General features: G+C 66.7%; 13 protein-coding genes. 5 read left to right on the plus strand and 8 right to left on the minus strand.

Features of this window, described 5'->3' with window-relative positions; translation table 11 throughout:
• Positions 1 to 154: 154 nt before the first annotated feature.
• The 3 genes from rpoB to EZH22_RS16265 all read left to right on the plus strand — a co-directional run bounded on the left by rpoB (position 155) and on the right by EZH22_RS16265 (position 9,156).
• Positions 155 to 4,231: a DNA-directed RNA polymerase subunit beta gene (gene rpoB, locus EZH22_RS16255; RefSeq protein WP_203191589.1), complete on the plus strand. Its 4,077-nt coding sequence runs from the start codon at positions 155 to 157 to the stop codon at positions 4,229 to 4,231.
• A gap of 103 nt (positions 4,232 to 4,334) precedes the next feature.
• The gene (gene rpoC, locus EZH22_RS16260) at positions 4,335 to 8,519 is read left to right on the plus strand and encodes a DNA-directed RNA polymerase subunit beta' (protein ID WP_203191590.1); all 4,185 of its coding nucleotides are present in this window, start codon (positions 4,335 to 4,337) and stop codon (positions 8,517 to 8,519) included.
• A gap of 457 nt (positions 8,520 to 8,976) precedes the next feature.
• Positions 8,977 to 9,156 carry a hypothetical protein gene (locus tag EZH22_RS16265; protein ID WP_203191591.1) on the plus strand — a complete coding sequence of 60 codons (180 nt, stop codon included), beginning with the start codon at positions 8,977 to 8,979 and terminating at the stop codon, positions 9,154 to 9,156.
• Positions 9,157 to 9,185: 29 nt separating this feature from the next.
• Here EZH22_RS16265 and fae read toward each other — a convergent pair whose 3' ends face one another.
• Both fae and EZH22_RS16275 read right to left on the minus strand, forming a co-directional pair.
• Positions 9,186 to 9,695 carry a formaldehyde-activating enzyme gene (fae, locus tag EZH22_RS16270; protein WP_203191592.1) on the minus strand — a complete coding sequence of 170 codons (510 nt, stop codon included), beginning with the start codon at positions 9,693 to 9,695 and terminating at the stop codon, positions 9,186 to 9,188.
• A gap of 239 nt (positions 9,696 to 9,934) precedes the next feature.
• The gene (locus tag EZH22_RS16275) at positions 9,935 to 11,170 is read right to left on the minus strand and encodes a glycoside hydrolase 5 family protein (protein ID WP_203191593.1); all 1,236 of its coding nucleotides are present in this window, start codon (positions 11,168 to 11,170) and stop codon (positions 9,935 to 9,937) included.
• A gap of 197 nt (positions 11,171 to 11,367) precedes the next feature.
• Here EZH22_RS16275 and EZH22_RS16280 point away from each other — a divergent pair, with 197 nt between their 5' ends.
• A complete protein-coding gene (locus tag EZH22_RS16280) occupies positions 11,368 to 12,738 on the plus strand; it encodes an NAD(P)H-dependent oxidoreductase (protein WP_203191594.1) in 1,371 nt (456 codons plus the stop codon).
• A gap of 81 nt (positions 12,739 to 12,819) precedes the next feature.
• Here EZH22_RS16280 and EZH22_RS16285 read toward each other — a convergent pair whose 3' ends face one another.
• On the minus strand, positions 12,820 to 13,245 hold the full coding sequence (locus tag EZH22_RS16285; protein ID WP_203191595.1) for a DoxX family protein: 426 nt from the start codon (positions 13,243 to 13,245) through the stop codon (positions 12,820 to 12,822).
• Positions 13,246 to 13,346: 101 nt separating this feature from the next.
• On the opposite strand from EZH22_RS16285, the gene EZH22_RS16290 reads away from it, so the two are divergent.
• Positions 13,347 to 14,291, plus strand: a complete 945-nt coding sequence (locus EZH22_RS16290; RefSeq protein ID WP_203191596.1) for a LysR family transcriptional regulator — start codon at positions 13,347 to 13,349, stop codon at positions 14,289 to 14,291.
• Between the two features lie 59 nt (positions 14,292 to 14,350).
• Here EZH22_RS16290 and EZH22_RS16295 read toward each other — a convergent pair whose 3' ends face one another.
• The 5 genes from EZH22_RS16295 to EZH22_RS16315 form a co-directional block, all read right to left on the minus strand.
• Positions 14,351 to 14,806, minus strand: a complete 456-nt coding sequence (locus EZH22_RS16295) for a hypothetical protein (protein ID WP_203191597.1) — start codon at positions 14,804 to 14,806, stop codon at positions 14,351 to 14,353.
• A 141-nt stretch (positions 14,807 to 14,947) separates the two neighbouring features.
• Complete coding sequence (locus tag EZH22_RS16300; protein ID WP_203191598.1) at positions 14,948 to 16,204, minus strand: MFS transporter; 1,257 nt, start codon at positions 16,202 to 16,204, stop codon at positions 14,948 to 14,950.
• Positions 16,205 to 16,358: 154 nt separating this feature from the next.
• Positions 16,359 to 16,868 carry a Spy/CpxP family protein refolding chaperone gene (locus EZH22_RS16305; RefSeq protein ID WP_203191599.1) on the minus strand — a complete coding sequence of 170 codons (510 nt, stop codon included), beginning with the start codon at positions 16,866 to 16,868 and terminating at the stop codon, positions 16,359 to 16,361.
• A gap of 155 nt (positions 16,869 to 17,023) precedes the next feature.
• On the minus strand, positions 17,024 to 17,944 hold the full coding sequence (locus EZH22_RS16310) for a metallophosphoesterase family protein (RefSeq protein WP_203191600.1): 921 nt from the start codon (positions 17,942 to 17,944) through the stop codon (positions 17,024 to 17,026).
• A gap of 146 nt (positions 17,945 to 18,090) precedes the next feature.
• Positions 18,091 to 19,098: a polyprenyl synthetase family protein gene (locus EZH22_RS16315; protein WP_203191601.1), complete on the minus strand. Its 1,008-nt coding sequence runs from the start codon at positions 19,096 to 19,098 to the stop codon at positions 18,091 to 18,093.
• Between the last annotated feature and the right edge of the window lie 56 nt (positions 19,099 to 19,154).

Consider the following 19,154-nt stretch of genomic DNA (forward strand, 5'->3'; position numbering starts at 1 on the left):
AGCCGTCATGGTGCTGAAGGGGGATGGCCTTGTGCCCCCACCCCTTCGGACCGGACGGTCGATGAGGTTCCGGTGCCGGCGCGGCGAGCTCTTGCGTTTCATGACGAACGCCAGGGTGCCGGCCCGATGAGGACCAGGACGGACGAGGATCGAGATGGCGCAAACGTTCACCGGTCGTAAGCGGATCCGCAAGTTCTTCGGCAAGATCAAGGAAGTGGCCGAGATGCCGAACCTCATCGAGGTTCAGAAGGCATCCTACGACCAGTTCCTGCAGATCGAGGAACCCAAGGGCGGCCGCGACGACGACGGCCTGCAGGCGGTGTTCAAGTCGGTATTCCCTATTTCCGACTTCTCCGGCGCGGCCATGCTGGAGTTCGTGCGCTACGAGTTCGAGCCGCCCAAGTATGACGTGGACGAGTGCCGCCAGCGCGGCATGACGTTTGCCGCCCCGCTCAAGGTGACGCTCCGCCTCATCGTGTTCGATGTGGATCCCGATACCGGCGCCAAGTCGGTGAAGGACATCAAGGAGCAGGACGTCTACACCGGCGACATCCCGCTGATGACCATGAACGGCACGTTCATCGTGAACGGCACCGAGCGCGTCATCGTCTCGCAGATGCACCGTTCGCCGGGCGTGTTCTTCGACCACGACAAGGGCAAGACGCACTCCTCCGGAAAGCTGCTCTTCGCCGCGCGCATCATTCCCTATCGCGGCTCCTGGCTCGACATCGAGTTCGACGCCAAGGACATCGTCTATGCGCGTATCGACCGGCGCCGGAAGATCCCGGTGACGAGCCTGCTCTATGCCCTCGGCCTCGACAACGAGGAGATCCTCTCGACCTTCTACGAGAAGATCCCCTTCGAGCGGGCCAAGGGCGGCTGGCGCATGCCGTTCGATCCCAAGCGGATGAAGGGCTACAAGGCCGTTTCCGACCTGGTGGACGCCGACACCGGCGAGGTTGTGCTCGAGGCCGGCAAGAAGCTGACCGTGCGCGCCGCCCGCCAGCTCGCCGAGAAGGGCCTCAAGGGCCTCAAGATCTCCGACGAGGAGATGATCGGCCAGTACATCGCCGAGGACCTCGTCGATGTGCGCTCCGGCGAGATTCATGCGGAAGCCGGTGAGGAAATCACCGAGAAGATGCTGAAGCTGCTTGAGGAAGCCGGCTACAACGAGATTCCGGTCCTCGACATCGACCACGTCAACACCGGCGCCTACATCCGCAATACGCTGTCGGCCGACAAGAACGTGACCCGCGAGGACGCGCTCTTCGACATCTACCGCGTGATGCGCCCGGGCGAGCCGCCGACCATCGATTCGGCGCAGGCCATGTTCCACTCGCTGTTCTTCGATCCGGAGCGCTACGACCTTTCCGCGGTCGGCCGCGTGAAGATGAACATGCGCCTCGACCTCGACTGCCCCGACACCGTGCGGGTGCTGCGCCGCGACGACATCCTCGCCGTCATCAAGACGCTGGTGGAGCTGCGCGACGGCAAGGGCGAGATCGACGACATCGACCACCTGGGCAACCGCCGGGTGCGCTCGGTGGGCGAGCTCATGGAGAACCAGTATCGCGTCGGCCTGCTGCGCATGGAGCGCGCCATCAAGGAGCGCATGTCGTCGGTCGACATCGACACCGTGATGCCGCAGGACCTCATCAACGCCAAGCCGGTGGCGGCGGCGGTGCGCGAGTTCTTCGGCTCGTCCCAGCTGTCGCAGTTCATGGACCAGACCAACCCGCTCTCGGAGATCACCCACAAGCGCCGCCTCTCGGCGCTTGGCCCGGGTGGCCTCACCCGCGAGCGCGCCGGCTTCGAGGTGCGCGACGTGCACCCGACCCATTATGGCCGCATCTGCCCCATCGAGACGCCGGAAGGCCCGAACATCGGCCTTATCAACTCGCTGGCGACCTTCGCCCGCGTGAACAAGTACGGCTTCATCGAGGCGCCCTACCGCCGCGTGGTGGACTCGAAGGTCACCGATGAGGTGGTCTATCTCTCCGCCATGGAGGAGGGGAAGTACTACGTCGCGCAGGCCAATATCCCGCTCGACAAGGACGGCCGCTTCGAGGAGGACCTGATCGTCTGCCGCCATGCGGGCGACGTGCTCCTGGTCGCCCCCGACCGCGTCGACTTCATGGACGTGTCGCCCAAGCAGCTGGTGTCGGTGGCCGCGGCGCTGATCCCGTTCCTGGAGAACGACGACGCCAACCGCGCGCTGATGGGCTCCAACATGCAGCGTCAGGCGGTGCCGCTGGTGCGCTCGCAGGCGCCCCTCGTCGGTACCGGCATGGAGGCCGTCGTCGCCCGGGATTCGGGTGCCGCCATCGCCGCCCGCCGTACCGGTGTGATCGACCAGGTGGATGCCACCCGTATCGTCATCCGCGCCACGGAAGAGGCCGATCCGTCCAAGTCGGGCGTCGACATCTACCGGCTGATGAAGTTCCAGCGCTCCAACCAGTCCACCTGCATCAACCAGCGTCCGCTGGTGCGCGTGGGTGACCAGGTGCGCAAGGGCGACATCATCGCCGACGGCCCGTCCACGGAGCTCGGCGAGCTCGCGCTCGGCCGCAACGTGCTCGTCGCCTTCATGCCGTGGAACGGCTACAACTTCGAGGACTCGATCCTGCTCTCGGAGAACATCGTCAAGGAAGACGTGTTCACCTCGATCCACATCGAGGAATTCGAGTGCATGGCCCGCGACACGAAGTTGGGGCCTGAGGAAATCACCCGCGACATTCCCAACGTCTCGGAAGAGGCGCTGAAGAATCTCGACGAGGCCGGCATCGTCTACATCGGCGCCGAGGTCCGCGCGGGCGACATCCTGGTCGGCAAGATCACGCCCAAGGGCGAGAGCCCGATGACGCCGGAGGAGAAGCTGCTCCGCGCCATCTTCGGCGAGAAGGCCGCCGACGTGCGCGACACCTCGCTGCGCCTGCCCCCCGGCACCACCGGCACCATCGTGGAAGTGCGCGTGTTCAACCGCCACGGCGTGGACAAGGACGAGCGTGCCCTCGCCATCGAGCGCGAGGAGATCGAACGCCTCGCCAAGGACCGTGACGACGAGCAGGCGATCCTCGACCGCAACGTCTATGGCCGACTGATCGAGATCCTCGACGGCAAGACCGCCATCGCCGGGCCCAAGGGATTCAAGAAGGAGAGCGTGGTCACCCGCGAGCTCCTCACCGAGTACCCGCGCTCGCAGTGGTGGCTGTTCGCGGTGGCCGACGACGCCATCATGGCGGAGCTGGAAGCCATCCGCGCCCAGTACGACGACTCGAAGAAGCGCCTGGAGCAGCGCTTCCTCGACAAGGTCGAGAAGCTGCAGCGCGGCGACGAGCTGCCCCCCGGCGTGATGAAGATGGTCAAGGTCTTCGTCGCGGTGAAGCGCAAGATCCAGCCCGGCGACAAGATGGCCGGCCGCCACGGCAACAAGGGCGTGGTCTCGCGCATCGTGCCCGTGGAGGACATGCCCTTCCTTGAGGACGGCACCAATGTCGACATCGTTCTGAACCCGCTGGGCGTGCCTTCGCGCATGAACGTCGGACAGATCCTGGAGACGCACCTCGGCTGGGCCTGCGCGGGCCTCGGCCGGCAGGTGGCGGCCGCGGTGGACGCCTATTACGCCAAGCAGGATCTGAAGCCCCTGCGGGACCGGCTGGAGACCATCTACGGCAAGCCGGAGATCGACCAGCTTCAGGATGGGGAACTTCCCGAGCTGGGCGAGAACCTGCGCAAGGGCGTGCCCATGGCGACGCCGGTGTTCGACGGCGCCCATGAGGCGGACATCGAGCAGGAGCTAGAACGGGCGGGGCTTGACCGCTCCGGCCAGTCCACGCTGTTCGACGGACGCACCGGCGAGCCGTTCGATCGTAAGGTCACGGTGGGCTACATCTACATGCTGAAGCTCCACCATCTGGTCGACGACAAGATCCACGCCCGTTCCATCGGCCCCTACTCGCTCGTCACCCAGCAGCCCCTGGGCGGCAAGGCGCAGTTCGGCGGCCAGCGCTTCGGCGAAATGGAGGTGTGGGCCCTGGAGGCCTACGGCGCCGCCTACACGCTGCAGGAGATGCTGACCGTGAAGTCGGACGACGTGGCCGGCCGCACCAAGGTCTACGAGGCCATCGTTCGCGGCGAGGACACCTTCGAGAGCGGCATTCCCGAGAGCTTCAACGTGCTCGTGAAGGAAATGCGCTCGCTCGGCCTCAACGTCGATCTCGAGAACACCTGACGGGCGCGCGTCCGCCCCGTCTTCCGCGCAAGCGGTTCGCCTGACCGGCGCATCGGCCGGTCAGGATTTGAGATTAAGGCCCACTTCGTTTGGGAGCCAGCTTATGAACCAGGAAGTCCTGAACGTCTTCAATCCGACCGTTCCGGCCCCGACCTTCAATCAGATCCGCATCTCGATCGCGAGCCCGGAGAAGATCAAGTCCTGGTCCTACGGTGAGATCAAGAAGCCGGAGACCATCAACTACCGCACGTTCAAGCCCGAGCGTGACGGCCTGTTCTGCGCGCGCATCTTCGGTCCCATCAAGGACTACGAGTGCCTGTGCGGCAAATACAAGCGGATGAAGTACAAGGGCATCATCTGCGAGAAGTGCGGCGTCGAGGTGACCCTCTCGCGCGTGCGCCGCGAGCGCATGGGCCACATCGAGCTCGCCGCGCCGGTGGCGCACATCTGGTTCCTGAAGTCGCTGCCGAGCCGCATCGGCCTTCTGCTCGACATGACGCTGAAGGATCTCGAGCGGATTCTCTACTTCGAGTATTTCGTGGTCACCGAGCCCGGCATCACGAAGCTGAAGTACCGTCAGCTCCTGTCGGAAGACGAGTATCTGCGCGCCCAGGACGAGTATGGCGAGAGCGCCTTCACCGCCATGATCGGTGCCGAGGCCATCCGCGAGATCCTGCGCGGCATGGACCTCGACAAGATCGCCGCCGACCTGCGCGTGGAGATTTCCGAGGCCACCACCGAGCTGAAGCCCAAGAAGCTCGCCAAGCGTCTCAAGATCGTCGAGGCCTTCCAGCTGTCCGGCAACAAGCCGGAGTGGATGATCCTCACCCACGTCCCGGTGATCCCGCCGGACCTGCGCCCGCTCGTGCCCCTGGACGGCGGCCGGTTCGCGACCTCCGACCTCAACGACCTCTACCGCCGCGTCATCAACCGCAACAACCGCCTGAAGCGGCTGATCGAGCTGCGCGCCCCGGACATCATCATCCGCAACGAGAAGCGCATGCTTCAGGAGGCGGTTGACGCTCTGTTCGACAACGGCCGCCGCGGCCGCGTCATCACCGGCGCCAACAAGCGGCCGCTGAAGTCGCTCGCCGACATGCTCAAGGGCAAGCAGGGCCGGTTCCGCCAGAACCTGCTCGGCAAGCGCGTGGACTATTCCGGCCGTTCGGTGATCGTGGTGGGCCCGGAGCTGAAGCTGCACCAGTGCGGCCTGCCGAAGAAGATGGCGCTTGAGCTGTTCAAGCCGTTCATCTATTCGCGCCTCGACGCCAAGGGCCATTCGGCCACCGTGAAGCAGGCCAAGAAGCTGGTGGAGAAGGAGCGTCCCGAGGTGTGGGACATCCTCGACGAGGTGATCCGCGAGCACCCGGTGATGCTGAACCGCGCGCCGACGCTCCATCGCCTCGGCATCCAGGCGTTCGAGCCGGTGCTGATCGAGGGCAAGGCGATCCAGCTGCACCCGCTGGTCTGCTCGGCCTTCAACGCCGACTTCGACGGCGACCAGATGGCCGTGCACGTCCCGCTTTCGCTGGAAGCCCAGCTGGAAGCGCGCGTGCTGATGATGTCCACCAACAACATCCTGCACCCGGCGAACGGCCAGCCCATCATCGTGCCGTCGCAGGACATCGTGCTGGGGCTCTACTACCTCTCCATCATGAAGGAGAAGGAGCCGGGCGAGGGCATGATGTTCGCCAACATGGCGGAGATCGACCACGCGCTGAACGCCAAGGCGATCACGCTCGCCACCAAGATCCGCGGCCGCTACATCGGCCTGGACGCGGAAGGCAAGTCCTACTCCAAGATCTACGAGACCACGCCCGGCCGGATGAAGATCGGCGAGCTTCTGCCGAAGCATCCCAAGCTCTCCTACGACGTCGTCAACAAGCTGATGACGAAGAAGGAAATCTCCAACATGATCGATGCCGTCTACCGGCACTGCGGTCAGAAGGAGAGCGTGATCTTCTGCGACCGCATCATGTCCCTCGGCTTCTACAACGCGTTCCGCGCCGGCATCTCGTTCGGCAAGGACGACATGGTGGTGCCGAAGAAGAAGTGGGAGCTGGTCGAGGAGACCCGCACCCTCACCAAGGAATATGAGCAGCAGTACAATGACGGCCTGATCACCCAGGGCGAGAAGTACAACAAGGTGGTCGACGCCTGGGGCAAGTGCACGGACCGCATCGCCGACGAGATGATGAAGGAAATCTCGTCCGTGAAGAAGGATCCGAAGACGGGTCGCGAGAAGCAGATCAACTCGATCTACATGATGAGCCACTCCGGAGCGCGTGGGTCGCCCGCTCAGATGAAGCAGCTTGCCGGCATGCGCGGCCTCATGGCCAAGCCGTCGGGCGAGATCATCGAGAGCCCGATCATCTCGAACTTCAAGGAAGGCCTGACCGTGATGGAGTACTTCAACTCCACCCACGGCGCGCGCAAGGGCCTCGCCGACACCGCCTTGAAGACCGCGAACTCGGGTTACCTCACCCGCCGCCTCGTGGACGTGGCGCAGGATTCCATCATCACCGAGCGCGACTGCGGCTCGGAGAAGGGGATCCACATGCGCGCCATCATCGATGCGGGCCAGGTGGTGGCCTCGCTCGCCTCGCGCGTCCTCGGCCGCACCGCAGCGGAAGACATCGTCGAGCCGGCGACCGGCGCCGTCATCGTGCCGCGCGGCACGATGATCGAGGAATGGCACGTCGAACGGATCAACAAGTCGGGCATCCAGGAAATCAAGATCCGCTCGGTCTTGACCTGCGAGACCCGCAACGGCGTCTGCGGCACTTGCTACGGGCGCGACCTTGCCCGCGGCACGCCCGTCAACATGGGCGAGGCGGTGGGCGTCATCGCCGCCCAGTCCATCGGCGAGCCGGGTACCCAGCTCACCATGCGCACCTTCCACATCGGCGGCGCGGCGACCCTCGCCGATAGCTCCTTCGTGGAAAGCAACTTCGAGGGCACGGTCCGTATCCGCAACCGCAATGTGGCGCGGAACTCGGAAGGCGACCTCGTGGTCATGGTCCGCAACCTCGCGGTGGTCATCGTCGACCATGACGGGACCGAGCGCGCGGTGAACCGCGTGCAGTACGGCGCCCGCCTGCGGGTGGACGAGGGCGACACCATCAAGCGCGGCCAGCGCATCGCCGAGTGGGACCCCTATACCCGCCCCATCCTCTCCGAGGTGGACGGCACGGTGGCTTTCGAGGACCTGATGGAAGGCTCCTCGATGAACGAGCAGGTCGACGAGTCGACCGGCATCGCCAAGCGCGTGGTGACGGATTCGCGCGCCGGCCGCGGGCCGGAGCTGCGGCCGGCTATCCTGATCAAGGGCAAGGACGGCAAGATCATCAAGCTGCCGCGCGGCGGCGATGCCCGCTATGCCCTGCCGGTGGAGGCCATCATCTCGGTGGACCCGAACCAGACCCTGAAGGCCGGCGACGCGGTGGCCCGCGTGCCCATGGAAAGCGCCAAGACGCGTGACATCACGGGCGGCCTGCCGCGCGTGGCGGAGCTGTTCGAGGCGCGTCGTCCCAAGGATGCGGCCATCATCGCCGAGATTTCCGGCACCATCCGGTTCGGCCGTGACTACAAGAACAAGCGCCGGCTCTCCATTGAGCCGACCGACGGCGGGGATGCGGTGGAATACCTGATCCCGAAGGGCAAGCACATCCATCTCCAGGACGGCGACGTGGTGGAGAAGGGCGATTTCATCGTCGATGGCAACCCGGCGCCGCACGACATCCTGGCGATCAAGGGCGTGGAAGAGCTTGCCGCCTTCCTCGTCAACGAAATCCAGGAAGTCTACCGGCTCCAGGGCGTGAACATCAACGACAAGCACATCGAAGTGATTGTCCGCAACATGCTCCAGAAGGTGGAGATCGACGACTCGGGCGAGACCGACTTCCTCGACAACGAGCAGGTGGACAGGCTCGAATTCATCGAGGCGAACGAGAAGGCCGCCGAGGAGGGCAAGAAGCCCGCCACCGGCCATCCCGTGCTCCTGGGCATCACCAAGGCCAGCCTGCAGACGCGCTCCTTCTTCTCGGCGGCGTCGTTCCAGGAGACCACCCGCGTCCTCACCGAGGCGGCGGTCAACGGCAAGGTCGATCCGCTGGAAGGCCTGAAGGAGAACGTCATCGTCGGCCGGCTGATCCCGGCCGGCACCGGCGCCCAGATGAACCGCCTGCGCACCATCGCCAACAGCCGCGACGACCTCATCGTCGCGACCCGCGACGAGCAGACCGAAGGCCACCCTCTGGTGGAAGGTCCCGCCGACGCGGCGGAATAATCCAGGGCGAATAGCCTCGGACAACGGAAAGGCCGCCTTCGGGCGGCCTTTTCTTTTGGCGCGGAGCTGGGACGCATGGGGACGTGTGGACGCTTGCCCGGCAGGGGTCAGAGGATCAGTGCGGCACTCGACGGCGTTCCCGCGCCAATTGCATGCAATTGGTCAGGCATGATCGTGTTGCGGTGCAGCGGGGCGATCGGAAAAGCATGCGATAACATCCATTGCCGACGTGTTGCTATGCAGCGCGCCGGGCTTTTCAATCCATCGCGGCGATGGTCATCTGTGGTCGCCCAAAAAAACGAGTGAAAACGACTTATCTTTCTGTTCTAATCATCGTTCAACATTGTGAGCCGCAGGACTGCGGTGCGGGGAGGACAACGTGGCTTATGAATGGGAGGGGGGGGCAGGCCCGCCCGCCGCGCGTGCCGCGGCAAGAAGCTTCGCGGCGGGGGACGATGTGGCTCGTCACAGCGCTGCGGTGCTGGTGGTGGCATTTTCCTGCGCCATGTCGGGTCTGCTTGTGGGGCTTTGCCTCGCCGGCACGCACTGGATGGCGCTCGCCTTCGTCGCCGGTGCGGCGCTTGCCGGCGCGGGAACCTGGATCGCCCGCGACCTCATCGCCCTGTTGCGCGACTGATCCTGCCGGCACGTCTCGCGGCGGTCCTCTCAGTCCGCTGCGAACGGGTGGCGTGCGGTCGAAACGCGCGCCAGGACCTCTTCCGGGCGCGGCGTGCCGGTGACGGCCCTGGTGATGGCAAGCCGCGTTGCCTCGTGGTTGAAGGCCTGGATCTTCGCATTGTCGGTCGCATCCCAATGGATGAACACGCCGACGCAGATGAAGATGTCGTCCGCCTCCTCGACCGGAATGGTCCCGTCCGCCACGCAATCGGTCACCGCCTTCGCCACCGCATACTGCGCCGGACCGAACATCTGGACGGCCTGCCTGGCGTCCTTGATGGTCACCTTGTTGAAGAGCACCGTCGCAGGCTTGGCGAGCAGGTTCGGCTCCACCACGGCGAGCAGGGTCGTGAAGCCATCCTTGTTGTTGGTCAGGGCATTGACGAAGGCCGTCTCGGCCGAGGAGCCCCGGGGGCCCATGATCAGATCGATATGGGCCACCTCGTTGCCGTCGCCCACGAGGGCTTCGCCCACCATGAGCCTGTCGATCTTCGCCATCAAAGGTCTCCGAGAAAGAAGGATGGAACAGGCGGATGTCGCAAAGTGAGCACCGCCGGACGGCGGCTGCGGCCCCATGCAAGCTCCAGCCCGCTCCGGAGGGATCGCATTTCGCTGAACTGTGGAAGGCCCGGCCGAGGTCAGCCTGACGCGATTTCTGCAAGTCGCCCAGCAACTGAGTCGCCCAGCAACCAAGCCGCCCTTCAAGGCTGCCGGCAGCCGCCTCGCACGAAACCGTTCTATCGCACCTCGAACGGCAGGTTGCCCGTCGCGGCGGCGCCGCGGCCGTCGCGCAGCACCACGAAGACGCGGTAGTGGCCCGGCGCCAGCCCGCCGATGCGCACCCCGGTGAGGGCGGGATCATGAAGGCCCTCGGGGAAGCTGGGCGGCACGCTCTCGGGATCCCCGCCCACGCTGCGCGCCGTGGTCTCGGCCATGATCTGCCATTCGGCCTTGAGAGGGTCCCCGTCCGGATCGGTGGCGGCAAGCCGTACCTGCCGCTCTTCTTTCTCCCCGATGGCTGCCGATCCGGCGAAGCCGAGCGAGAGGATGCGCGGCGCCCGGTTCGGCCCGCCCGGCACCGTGCCGCCCCAGGCGCCGGCCATCACCTCCACGGTCTCGGTCCATTCGCCGGTGGGCAGAAACAGGGAATACCAGGTGGGGGTCACCTCCTGCTTCTGGCCCCATAGAAATGGCAGGACACCCACGCCCGCGAGCCGGGCCGCCACAAGGTAGCGCTGCGTGCGGGCGGCCTTCTCGCTGGATGTGAGCTCCTGTCGCGCCCCCCAGGGCATGCGCTGAGCATCCCAATGACCAAGCGGTCCCATCTCCGTCAGGATCACCGGGCCGGTCCAGCCCTGCGCCCGGGCGCGGGCGAGAACCGTCAGCAGGCCGTCGCCGTAGCCGTTGATACCGAGCACGTCGATGCTCGGGGCGAGGCGCTTGAGGGTCGCTGCCTTCTCGCCCCCCAGTTCCGCCACCACCGCCATGGTGGGGTGCTGGCCGTCCAGCGTCTTGACCAGCTTCGCTGCCTCCTCGATGGCGGGCCAGACCGGCATGGCCTCTTCCGGGGATAGCTCGTTCTCCACCTCGTTGCCGATGCCCCACATGAGCAGGGCGGGATGGGTGCGGTATCGCTCCACCATATGGCGCAGCGCCTCGAGTTGCGCGCTCACCGCGCCTCGGTTCGCGTAATCGAAGCCGAGGCGGGGATGCCCCATCCAGAAGCCGACGATCACCTTCAGCCCCGCGCGCTGGGCGGCGTCGAGAATTTCACCGGGCTCCTGGCCATAGGTGCGCAGCACGTTGGCGCCGAGGGCCTTGAGCTCGACGAGGCGGGTCTCCCCGCTGGCGCCGTTGGGCACGAACGGGCGGCCGTCCACCAGGATCTCCGTGCCGCGCACGCTGACCTGGGCCGCGTGAAGCGGAAGCGGGAGGAGGAGGGCACAAAAGGCAAGGAGGGAGGCTGCACGCACGGAAGGCGACTCGTGTTGAAAGGCGGGGCATGACTGCATTGCACCATGAAGGGTGCGAGACAGGGGCCGCAACATCAACTTATTGTGGGTGTTGCAAATCGTTTCAAGCGCCGGCACGTGGCGCCCAAACGGCGGTGCGTCCAAGCCGCGGTGCGCCAACGACGCCGCAGCCAACGAGAATGGGAGGACCTCGCTCCATGAACCTCGCGCGGAAGCTCAAGGCCCGGGCGGCCGAGGGGCGGCCTGTCCGCGTCGGCCTCATCGGCGCCGGCAAGTTCGGCTCCATGTTCCTGTCCCAGGTGCGCACCACACCCGGCATGCATCTGTATGGCATCGCCGACCTCTCCCGCGACCGCGCCGTCGCGGCGCTGAAGTCCACGGGGTGGGATGCGGACACGGCTGTGACGCGGGATTTCGACGATGCCCGCCGCACCGGCCGCACGGTGGTGACCGAGGATGCCACGGCCCTCATCGCCGCCGATGAACTCGAAGTGGTGGTGGACGCCACCGGCAGCCCGGCCGCGGGCATCCGCCATGCGCTGGCCGCCATCGCCCACCGACGGCACGTCGTGATGGTGACGGTGGAGGCGGACGTGCTCGCCGGTCCCCTCCTTGCCCGCAGGGCACAGGCGGCAGGCGTCGTCTATGCGGCGGCCTATGGCGATCAGCCGGCCCTCGTCTGCGACATGGTGGACTGGGCCGAGACCTGCGGCTTCCGCGTGGTGGCGGCGGGCAAGGGCACGCGGCATCTGCCGGCCTTCCACGGTTCCACGCCGCAGACCGTGTGGGACAACCTCGCCATCCCGCGGGAGATGGCCGAGGCAGGCGGCATGAATCCGCAGATGTTCAATTCCTTCGTCGACGGCACCAAATCGGCCATCGAGATGGCCGCCATCTCCAACATGACCGGCCTGAAGGCGCCGCGCGACGGACTGCTCTTCCCGCCCTGCGGCGTGGACGACCTTCCGCGCCTGCTGAAGCCCCGCGCCGATGGCGGCGTGCTGGAGGAGGCGGGCATGGTCGAGGTGGTCTCCTCCCTGGAGCTCGACGGGCGGCCGGTGTTCCGCGACCTGCGCTGGGGAGTCTATGTGGTGCTGGAGGCCGACCCTTCCGCCCGCGGCGACTATGCCCGGCGCTGCTTCAAGGAATACGGCATGGTGACCGATCCGTCCGGTCGCTACACGGCACTCTACCGGCCCTATCACCTCATCGGGCTGGAACTCGGCGTGTCGGTGGCGGCTGCGGCCTTGCGGGGCGAGGCGACGGGCTCCGCCATCGGCTTCTTCTCCGATGTCGCCGCCACCGCCAAGCGCGATCTCGCCGCCGGCGAAAGGCTGGACGGGGAAGGGGGCTATACCGTCTACGGCAGGATCATGCGGGCGGAGGATTCCCTTCGGGCGGGGGCGCTGCCCATCGGTCTTGCCCACAATGTGGTGCTGAAGCGCCCCGTGACGAAGGGCGGAACGGTGGGCTGGGCCGATGTGGAGATGGCCGACAGCGACACCGTGCGCATCCGCCGCGAGATGGAGGCGGCCTTCCGGTCGGCGCCGCAGCGCCTCAGCGCCTGATGCCGGTACGGCGCGCGGCGCACCCATGAAAAACGGCCGGTCCCGTCCGGGGCCGGCCGCATGCTTGTCGCGAGGTCGGTGTCACGCCACCGCGCGGCGGCCACCGGGGATGAGGGCGGCGGGCCTCAGCGCATAGGCGCCCTCGCCGGCCAGGGCCAGGGTCAGCGACGCCACCACGAGGAAAGCGGGATATTCCCAGCCACCGCCGGCCACCGAGAACACCCAGCCGTTGGGGGCGTGGTAGTTGAGGGCGCCGAGCATGATCGGAATGAGCAGAATGGCCACCTGCCGGGCGTAGATGCCGGCCACGATCAGGATGCCGCCGATCAGTTCCACGGCGATGATCGGAAGGGCGAGCGCGGGGGGCATGCCGATCTTGGTCAGGAAGCCGGCGAAGCCCGGCACGGTGAAGACGAACACCTTCAACAGCGCGTGCGAGATCCACATGAGGCCGAGCGCGAGGCGAAGGAGGAGAAGGCCGTAGGGAGCGGTGCGGGGGTCAACCATGGGAGGAGTCTCCGGTTCAAGGTGACTATCGATCTAGCTTTCGCAGCGACGCAAAGCCATACTTATAAAAACCAGATCAAACTTGCATCGGTGCAATTCAAATGATTGCGTGGGATGATTTCCGCCTGGTGCGGGCCATTGCCGAGAGCGGGACGCTCGCCGGAGCGGCGGAGCAGCTGGGCGTGAACCATTCCACGGTCTTTCGCCGCCTCGGGACGCTGGAGGAGCAACTGGGTGCACGCCTGTTCGAGCGGGCCCGCTCCGGTTACGTGGTGACCCCCACGGGCGAGGAGATGGTCCGCCTTGCCGAGCGCATGGGCGAGGAGGTGACCGCCGTGGAGCGGCGCATCACCGGGCAGGACCTGCGCCCCTCCGGCGAATTGCGCGTCACCACCAATGACACGCTGCTCGTGCACATGCTGACCCCGGTTTTCGCCTCCTTCCGCGCGGCCTATCCGGAAATCCGGCTGGACGTGGTCATTTCCAACCAGTCGCTCAGCCTGTCCAAGCGCGACGCCGACGTAGCCGTGCGCGCCAGCGACCGTCCGGGGGATACGCTGGTCGGGCGGAGGATTGCTTCCATCGCCTGGGGCATCTATTGCCGTGCGGACCTGGCGCCGAAGGAGCCGCTCGTCACCGGCGACCTGCGCCGGTTCGACTGGATCGGCTTCTCCGACAATCTCGGCTCCATCAAGCCGGCCAAATGGCTGCGCGAGCGGGTGGGCGAGGAAAAGCTCGTCTACCGCATCAATACGGTGCTGGGATTGGCCGAGGCGGCGGCGGCGGGCATTGGCCTCGCCGTGCTGCCGTGTTTCATCGCGGCGGTGACGCCGGGCCTCGTCCAGCTCATCGGCCCACAGGCTGAGATGGAATCGGGCCTCTGGCTGCTCACCCACCCGGACATCAAGTCGACCGCGCGGGTGCGCACCTTCATGGAGCATGCGGGTCGGGAGCTGGGTCGCATGCGCCCGCGTATCGAGGGCCGGCAGGCGCCGGACACAACCGCCCCGGGCGCGCCGGCCACCGAGCCGGGCGTTCCCGCCTGAAGCGCGGCGAGGAATGAACCGGGGAGCGAACCGGAGCGAGAACCTGGCCCGCTGCCCTGCTATTCGGCTGAAGCTTCCGCCGGGCTGCGCGCCTTCGACTTGGAGCGGCGCGAGGCCACCTGCTGGCGCTCCGTGCCGAAGCTGACGAAGTCGCACCACATGGTCTGCACTCCCGACAGCGAGCCGCGGAAGGTGGTGGTGCTGGTCTTCACCAGGTCGAAGCAAGGCTCGAAGGTCATGCCCTTGACGAAGCCGCACACCGCCTCGCCCCGCACGCGCAGCGTGTTGGGCGGCAGGCGGACAAAGCGGGGAGCATTGTCCCGGATGGTGATGATGCCGGCGACGGAGCCGTCGGGATACACCCGTCCAGACCCCTTCGTTCCCTCGAAGCAGTTGAACGTGAAATTGCGGCCGACGACGAATTCCCGCGCCTGATCGGCAGTGAGCTGCTGGGCGGCGGCCGGAGCCGACGCCAATGCGGCGAAGCCCAAGGCCGCGAGAAGCGTGCTGCGCATGGCTCGTTCGCGAATACCTGTTGATCTTGTACCACGTTGCGCAGACGGGGCCTGCTTTTGTCAAGAGTCGTGGCGCCACAGGGAGCCGGAAGCGCCCGGCGGGGTGTCGATTTCCGGCGGGCGTGTTGTTCCGGTCCGCCGTCAGGCGGGCAGGGGCGCGCGCTCCACGGGGCGTTCCTTGATCGGCAGGTTGATGGCCGCCGAGGCGAAGGAAAGGGCCACCGAAAGCCACCACACCCAGTTGTAGGAGCCCGTCGCCACGTAGAGCTTGCCACCCAGCCATACCCCCAGGAAGCCGCCGACCTGGTGGGAGAAGAAGGCAAATCCGTAGAGCATCGCCATGTAGCGGGTGCCGAACATCAGCATCACGAGGCTGGACGTGGGCGGCACGGTGGACAGCCAAAGGAAGCCCATGGCCGCGCCGAACATGTAGCAGGAGAGTTGCGTGATCGGCGTGAGCACGAATAGTGCGATGGCCACCCCGCGCCCGGCATAGATCCAGGCGAGCAGCCACTTGCGTGACATGCGGTTGGTCAGGTAGCCGGCGGTGAGCGAGCCGAAGATGTTGAACAGGCCGATAAGCGCCAGCGTGTAGGCGCCCACCGTGAGGCTCATGCCGTTGTCCACGAGGAAGGCCGGCATGTGCACGGTGATGAAGGCGAGCTGGAAGCCGCAGGTGAAGAAGCCAAGCACGAGCAACACGTAGCTCGGGTGCCGGAGCGCCTCGCCGATGGCGGCACCGATGCCCTGCTGCGGCGCGTGGGCGGGGCCCGTCGTCTGCCGCTGGGCCGCCCCGCGCGTCGCCAGCGCGAGGGAGAAGGGCATCACCAGCAGCATGGAGACACCGAACACGATCAGCGTCTCGTGCCAGCCGATGGAGTCCATGAGCCCACGGGTGAGCGGCGGGAACAGGAACTGGCCGAACGAGCCAGCCGCCGTCGCCGCGCCGAAGCCGATGGACTTCCACTCGTTGGGCAGGATCTTGCCGAAGGCCGCGAGCACCAGGTTGAAGGATGCGGCCGAGAGGCCGAAGCCCACCAGCACGCCGGCGCTGAGGTGGAGCAGGCCGGGCGTGGTGGCATAGGCCATCAGCACGAGGCCGGCGGCGTAGACCAGGGCGCCGACGCACATGACGCGGACGGTGCCGAATCGGTCCGCCACGGCGCCGGCGAAGGGCGAGCCCACGCCCCAAAGCAGGTTCTGGATGGCGACGGAAAAGCCGAACACGTCACGGCCCCAGCCGAATTCCTGCGACATGGGCAGCAGGAACAGCCCGAACACGGAGCGCGGGCCGAAGGTGATGAGGGCGACCGCGCAGCCCGCGATCACGATGAGGATGGCGGGAATCGCGGCGCGCCCGCTCCCGGCAGGGATGGGCGTGGAAGATGAGGACGACATGAACGCGCTCGCTGTGCCGCCCGGAAGGGCGTTTCACAGCTATTCTAGGGGGACTGGCGCCTCCAATGAAAATCAATATTCGTCAACGCATCCATGAAACAATCTCATGAATGCCCGGGCGGCCGTGGGAGACCGCCCGGGCATCGCCGCATTTTCAGCCGCGGCGGGGGCCCTCGCCGCGCGGGCCGTGATGACCGCCCATGCCATGAAAGTTCTGCCGGATCAGCACGTTGAGGCGATGCTTTTGGGCGTCGTCGAGGGTCTTGTAGAGCGGATCGGCCGCGTCGGCGATCTTGCGCAGGTCGGCTGCGCTGGCGTCCATGCGGGTTGCCATGGCGCGCATGCGGGCAATGGGATCAGGCGCGGTGTTCGCCTGCCTTGCCGCCTCGCGGGCCGTGCGCGCCTGATCGCGGCGCGCCGCCCGATCCTTGGACACGTCTTTCAGCGTGGCCTCGACGCTCGGCCACAGCTTTTCCTGGTCCGGGGTGAGCTTCAGGGCGGTCTTGAGCGCGGCGAGGCGCGCGTCGGTGAGGATGACGCGATCCTCGGCGGTCGGCTGCCAGCGAGCGGTGCGATCCGCCCCGGCATTGGAATTGGCGGCGTACGTCGCTGCAGAGCCGGCGATGAGCGCAGCGGCGGTGGCGGCAATGACGGCTCGTTTCATGTGAAGTCCTCCTTCAAGGGACGAAGGAAGGATCGGCGCAGTAGCCCCTGCGAGCAACTTAAAGTTCTGTAATTAAACAAATGTAGCAAGGCGTTACACAATTCCGGGCGCCGCAAGGACATCGCCACGCCATAGACGTGATGCCGCCACAACTGTTACGCGGCCGCGCCTTCGCCCACGAGAACCTTCGTGTCGAGAGAGAGAACGGCCGCCGTGCCGTTGGCATAGCCCCGGCGCTCCATTTCGCAGCGCCAGGCGCCCGGCGTGCCCGAGATGCGGTAGAGGCAATATCCGCCGGGACCGCGATCATCGTCCGGCCCGGCGGAGGCGGAGGGCACCCCGACCACCGGAATGGCGCCGCCCGTCGCCGGAATGTGGCCGAGGGAGGCGCGATGGTCATGACCGTGCAGCACCAGTTCCGCCCCGGCCTCGGCCAGCACGGCGCGCACCGCAGCCGCATTGCGCAGGTCACGATGGAAGGGGCGCTCGCCCACCGGCGGATGGTGGATCATCACCACGCGGAACAGCCCTTCCGACTTGAGCGTCGCGAGCAGGGCCGCGAGGCGCGCGCGCTGGCCCCGGTCCACCTCGCCGCTGGCCAGGAACACCGCGGTGGGCACGGCGGTGGAAACCCCCACCACCGCCACCGGCCCCCGGCGCCGCACATAGGGAAAGGCGTCCACGTCCACCGGCGTGTGCGGATGGGTGTCGTCGCCGGCGAGGAAGGGGGCCCAGTGCTCGAGATGGTAGTGCATGGCCGAGCGCACATAGGCGTCGTGGTTGCCCGGCACCACGCTCACCTGGTCCGGGGTACCCAGCGAGGCGAGGAAGGTGGCACCGGTGTCGAATTCCGCCGGCAGGCTCACGTTCACCAGGTCGCCGGTGACGCAGATGTGGTCCGGCTGCTGGGCGATGAGGTCGTCGATGAGCGGGGTGAGGGTGGCCGCCCCGAAATTGCGCCGCCGCGCGCCGATCCAGTTCATCATCCCGAAAAAGCGCTTGCCCAGCAGCTCCGAGATCCGCGCCTCGGGTATGGGGCCGAGGTGAGGATCGGAGAGATGGGCGATACGGAACATGAGGCAGACCTCCGGGCGCGGACGCCGGGCCTTATAGCAGATCGCAGCTGGAGCGGACGGGCGGGAGTTTCCCCGCGCGCCGGGAAGGGGCTTCGAGTGCGGGACCCCGGAAATCCGGTCTCGCCCCTCTCAGCCCCGGCCGGCGCTCAGTGGGCGCGCGACAGGCAGAAGTCCACCGCCTCCATCAGGGCGTCCTTGGCCGCGCACGCCGGGAAGAGAGCCAGCGCGTCCTTGGAGATGGCGCCGTAATGGCGGGCCCGTTCCACGGTGTCGGCGATGGCCCGGTGCTTGGTGAGCAGGCCGATGGCCTGGGCGAGGTCGGCATCACCCGATTCGCCCTTCTCGAGGCAGCGCTGCCAGAATGCACGCTCCTTCTCGTCGCCGCGGCGGAAGGCCAGCAGCACGGGCAGGGTGATCTTGCCCTCGCGGAAGTCGTCGCCCACGTTCTTGCCGAGCTTGGCCTGGCTGCCGCCATAGTCCAGGGCGTCGTCCACCAGCTGGAAGGCGATGCCGAGATTCATGCCGTAGGAGCGGCAGGCCGCCTGCTCCGCCTTGGGCCGCTGGCCGAGCACCGCCCCCACCTCGCAGGCGGCGGCGAACAGCTCGGCGGTCTTGCCTCGGATCACGGCGAGGTAGTCGTCCTCGGAGGTATGGGTGTTCTTGGCGGCCGCGAGCTGCATCACCTCGCCCTCGGCGATGACGCAGGCGGCGTTGGAGAGGATGTCGAGGCAGGTGAGGGAGCCCACCTCTACCATCATCTTGAAGGCCTGGCCGAGCAGGAAGTCACCCACCAGCACGCTCGCCTCGTTGCCCCAGAGCTTGCGGGCGGCCAGCTTGCCGCGGCGCATGTCGCTCTCGTCCACCACGTCGTCATGCAGCAGCGTGGCGGTATGCATGAACTCCACGGAAGCCGAGAGCTTGATGTGGCCGTCGCCCCGGTAGCCGGAGAGCGCCGCGCAGGCGAGCGTCAGCATCGGCCGCAGCCGCTTGCCGCCCGACGAGATGAGGTGGTTGGCCACCTCGGGAATCATCGCCACGTCGGAGCCCGTGCGCGCCAGGATGGCGGCGTTCACGCGCTCCATATCCGCCTTCACCAGGGCCACCAGGGCCTCGATGGAGGGCTCGTTCGGCTCGAACGGAAGGACTAGCGCCAAGAAACGCTCCCGCTTGTCATTCTTTGGGCCGCACCATAGGGATGCTGACGGGTTCC

Source organism: Xanthobacter dioxanivorans (assembly GCF_016807805.1).
GTDB classification, from domain to species: Bacteria; Pseudomonadota; Alphaproteobacteria; order Rhizobiales; family Xanthobacteraceae; genus Xanthobacter; species Xanthobacter dioxanivorans.

What these genes read in the sequence shown, in the direction of transcription:
- rpoB (WP_203191589.1), top strand. Translation starts at nt 155, where the DNA reads ATGGCGCAAACGTTCACCGGTCGTAAGCGGATCCGCAAGTTCTTCGGC.
- rpoC (WP_203191590.1), top strand. Translation starts at nt 4,335, where the DNA reads ATGAACCAGGAAGTCCTGAACGTCTTCAATCCGACCGTTCCGGCCCCG.
- fae (WP_203191592.1), bottom strand. Translation starts at nt 9,695, where the DNA reads ATGGCGAAGATCGACAGGCTCATGGTGGGCGAAGCCCTCGTGGGCGAC.
- EZH22_RS16280 (WP_203191594.1), top strand. Translation starts at nt 11,368, where the DNA reads ATGAACCTCGCGCGGAAGCTCAAGGCCCGGGCGGCCGAGGGGCGGCCT.
- EZH22_RS16285 (WP_203191595.1), bottom strand. Translation starts at nt 13,245, where the DNA reads ATGGTTGACCCCCGCACCGCTCCCTACGGCCTTCTCCTCCTTCGCCTC.
- EZH22_RS16290 (WP_203191596.1), top strand. Translation starts at nt 13,347, where the DNA reads ATGATTGCGTGGGATGATTTCCGCCTGGTGCGGGCCATTGCCGAGAGC.
- EZH22_RS16295 (WP_203191597.1), bottom strand. Translation starts at nt 14,806, where the DNA reads ATGCGCAGCACGCTTCTCGCGGCCTTGGGCTTCGCCGCATTGGCGTCG.
- EZH22_RS16300 (WP_203191598.1), bottom strand. Translation starts at nt 16,204, where the DNA reads ATGTCGTCCTCATCTTCCACGCCCATCCCTGCCGGGAGCGGGCGCGCC.
- EZH22_RS16305 (WP_203191599.1), bottom strand. Translation starts at nt 16,868, where the DNA reads ATGAAACGAGCCGTCATTGCCGCCACCGCCGCTGCGCTCATCGCCGGC.
- EZH22_RS16310 (WP_203191600.1), bottom strand. Translation starts at nt 17,944, where the DNA reads ATGTTCCGTATCGCCCATCTCTCCGATCCTCACCTCGGCCCCATACCC.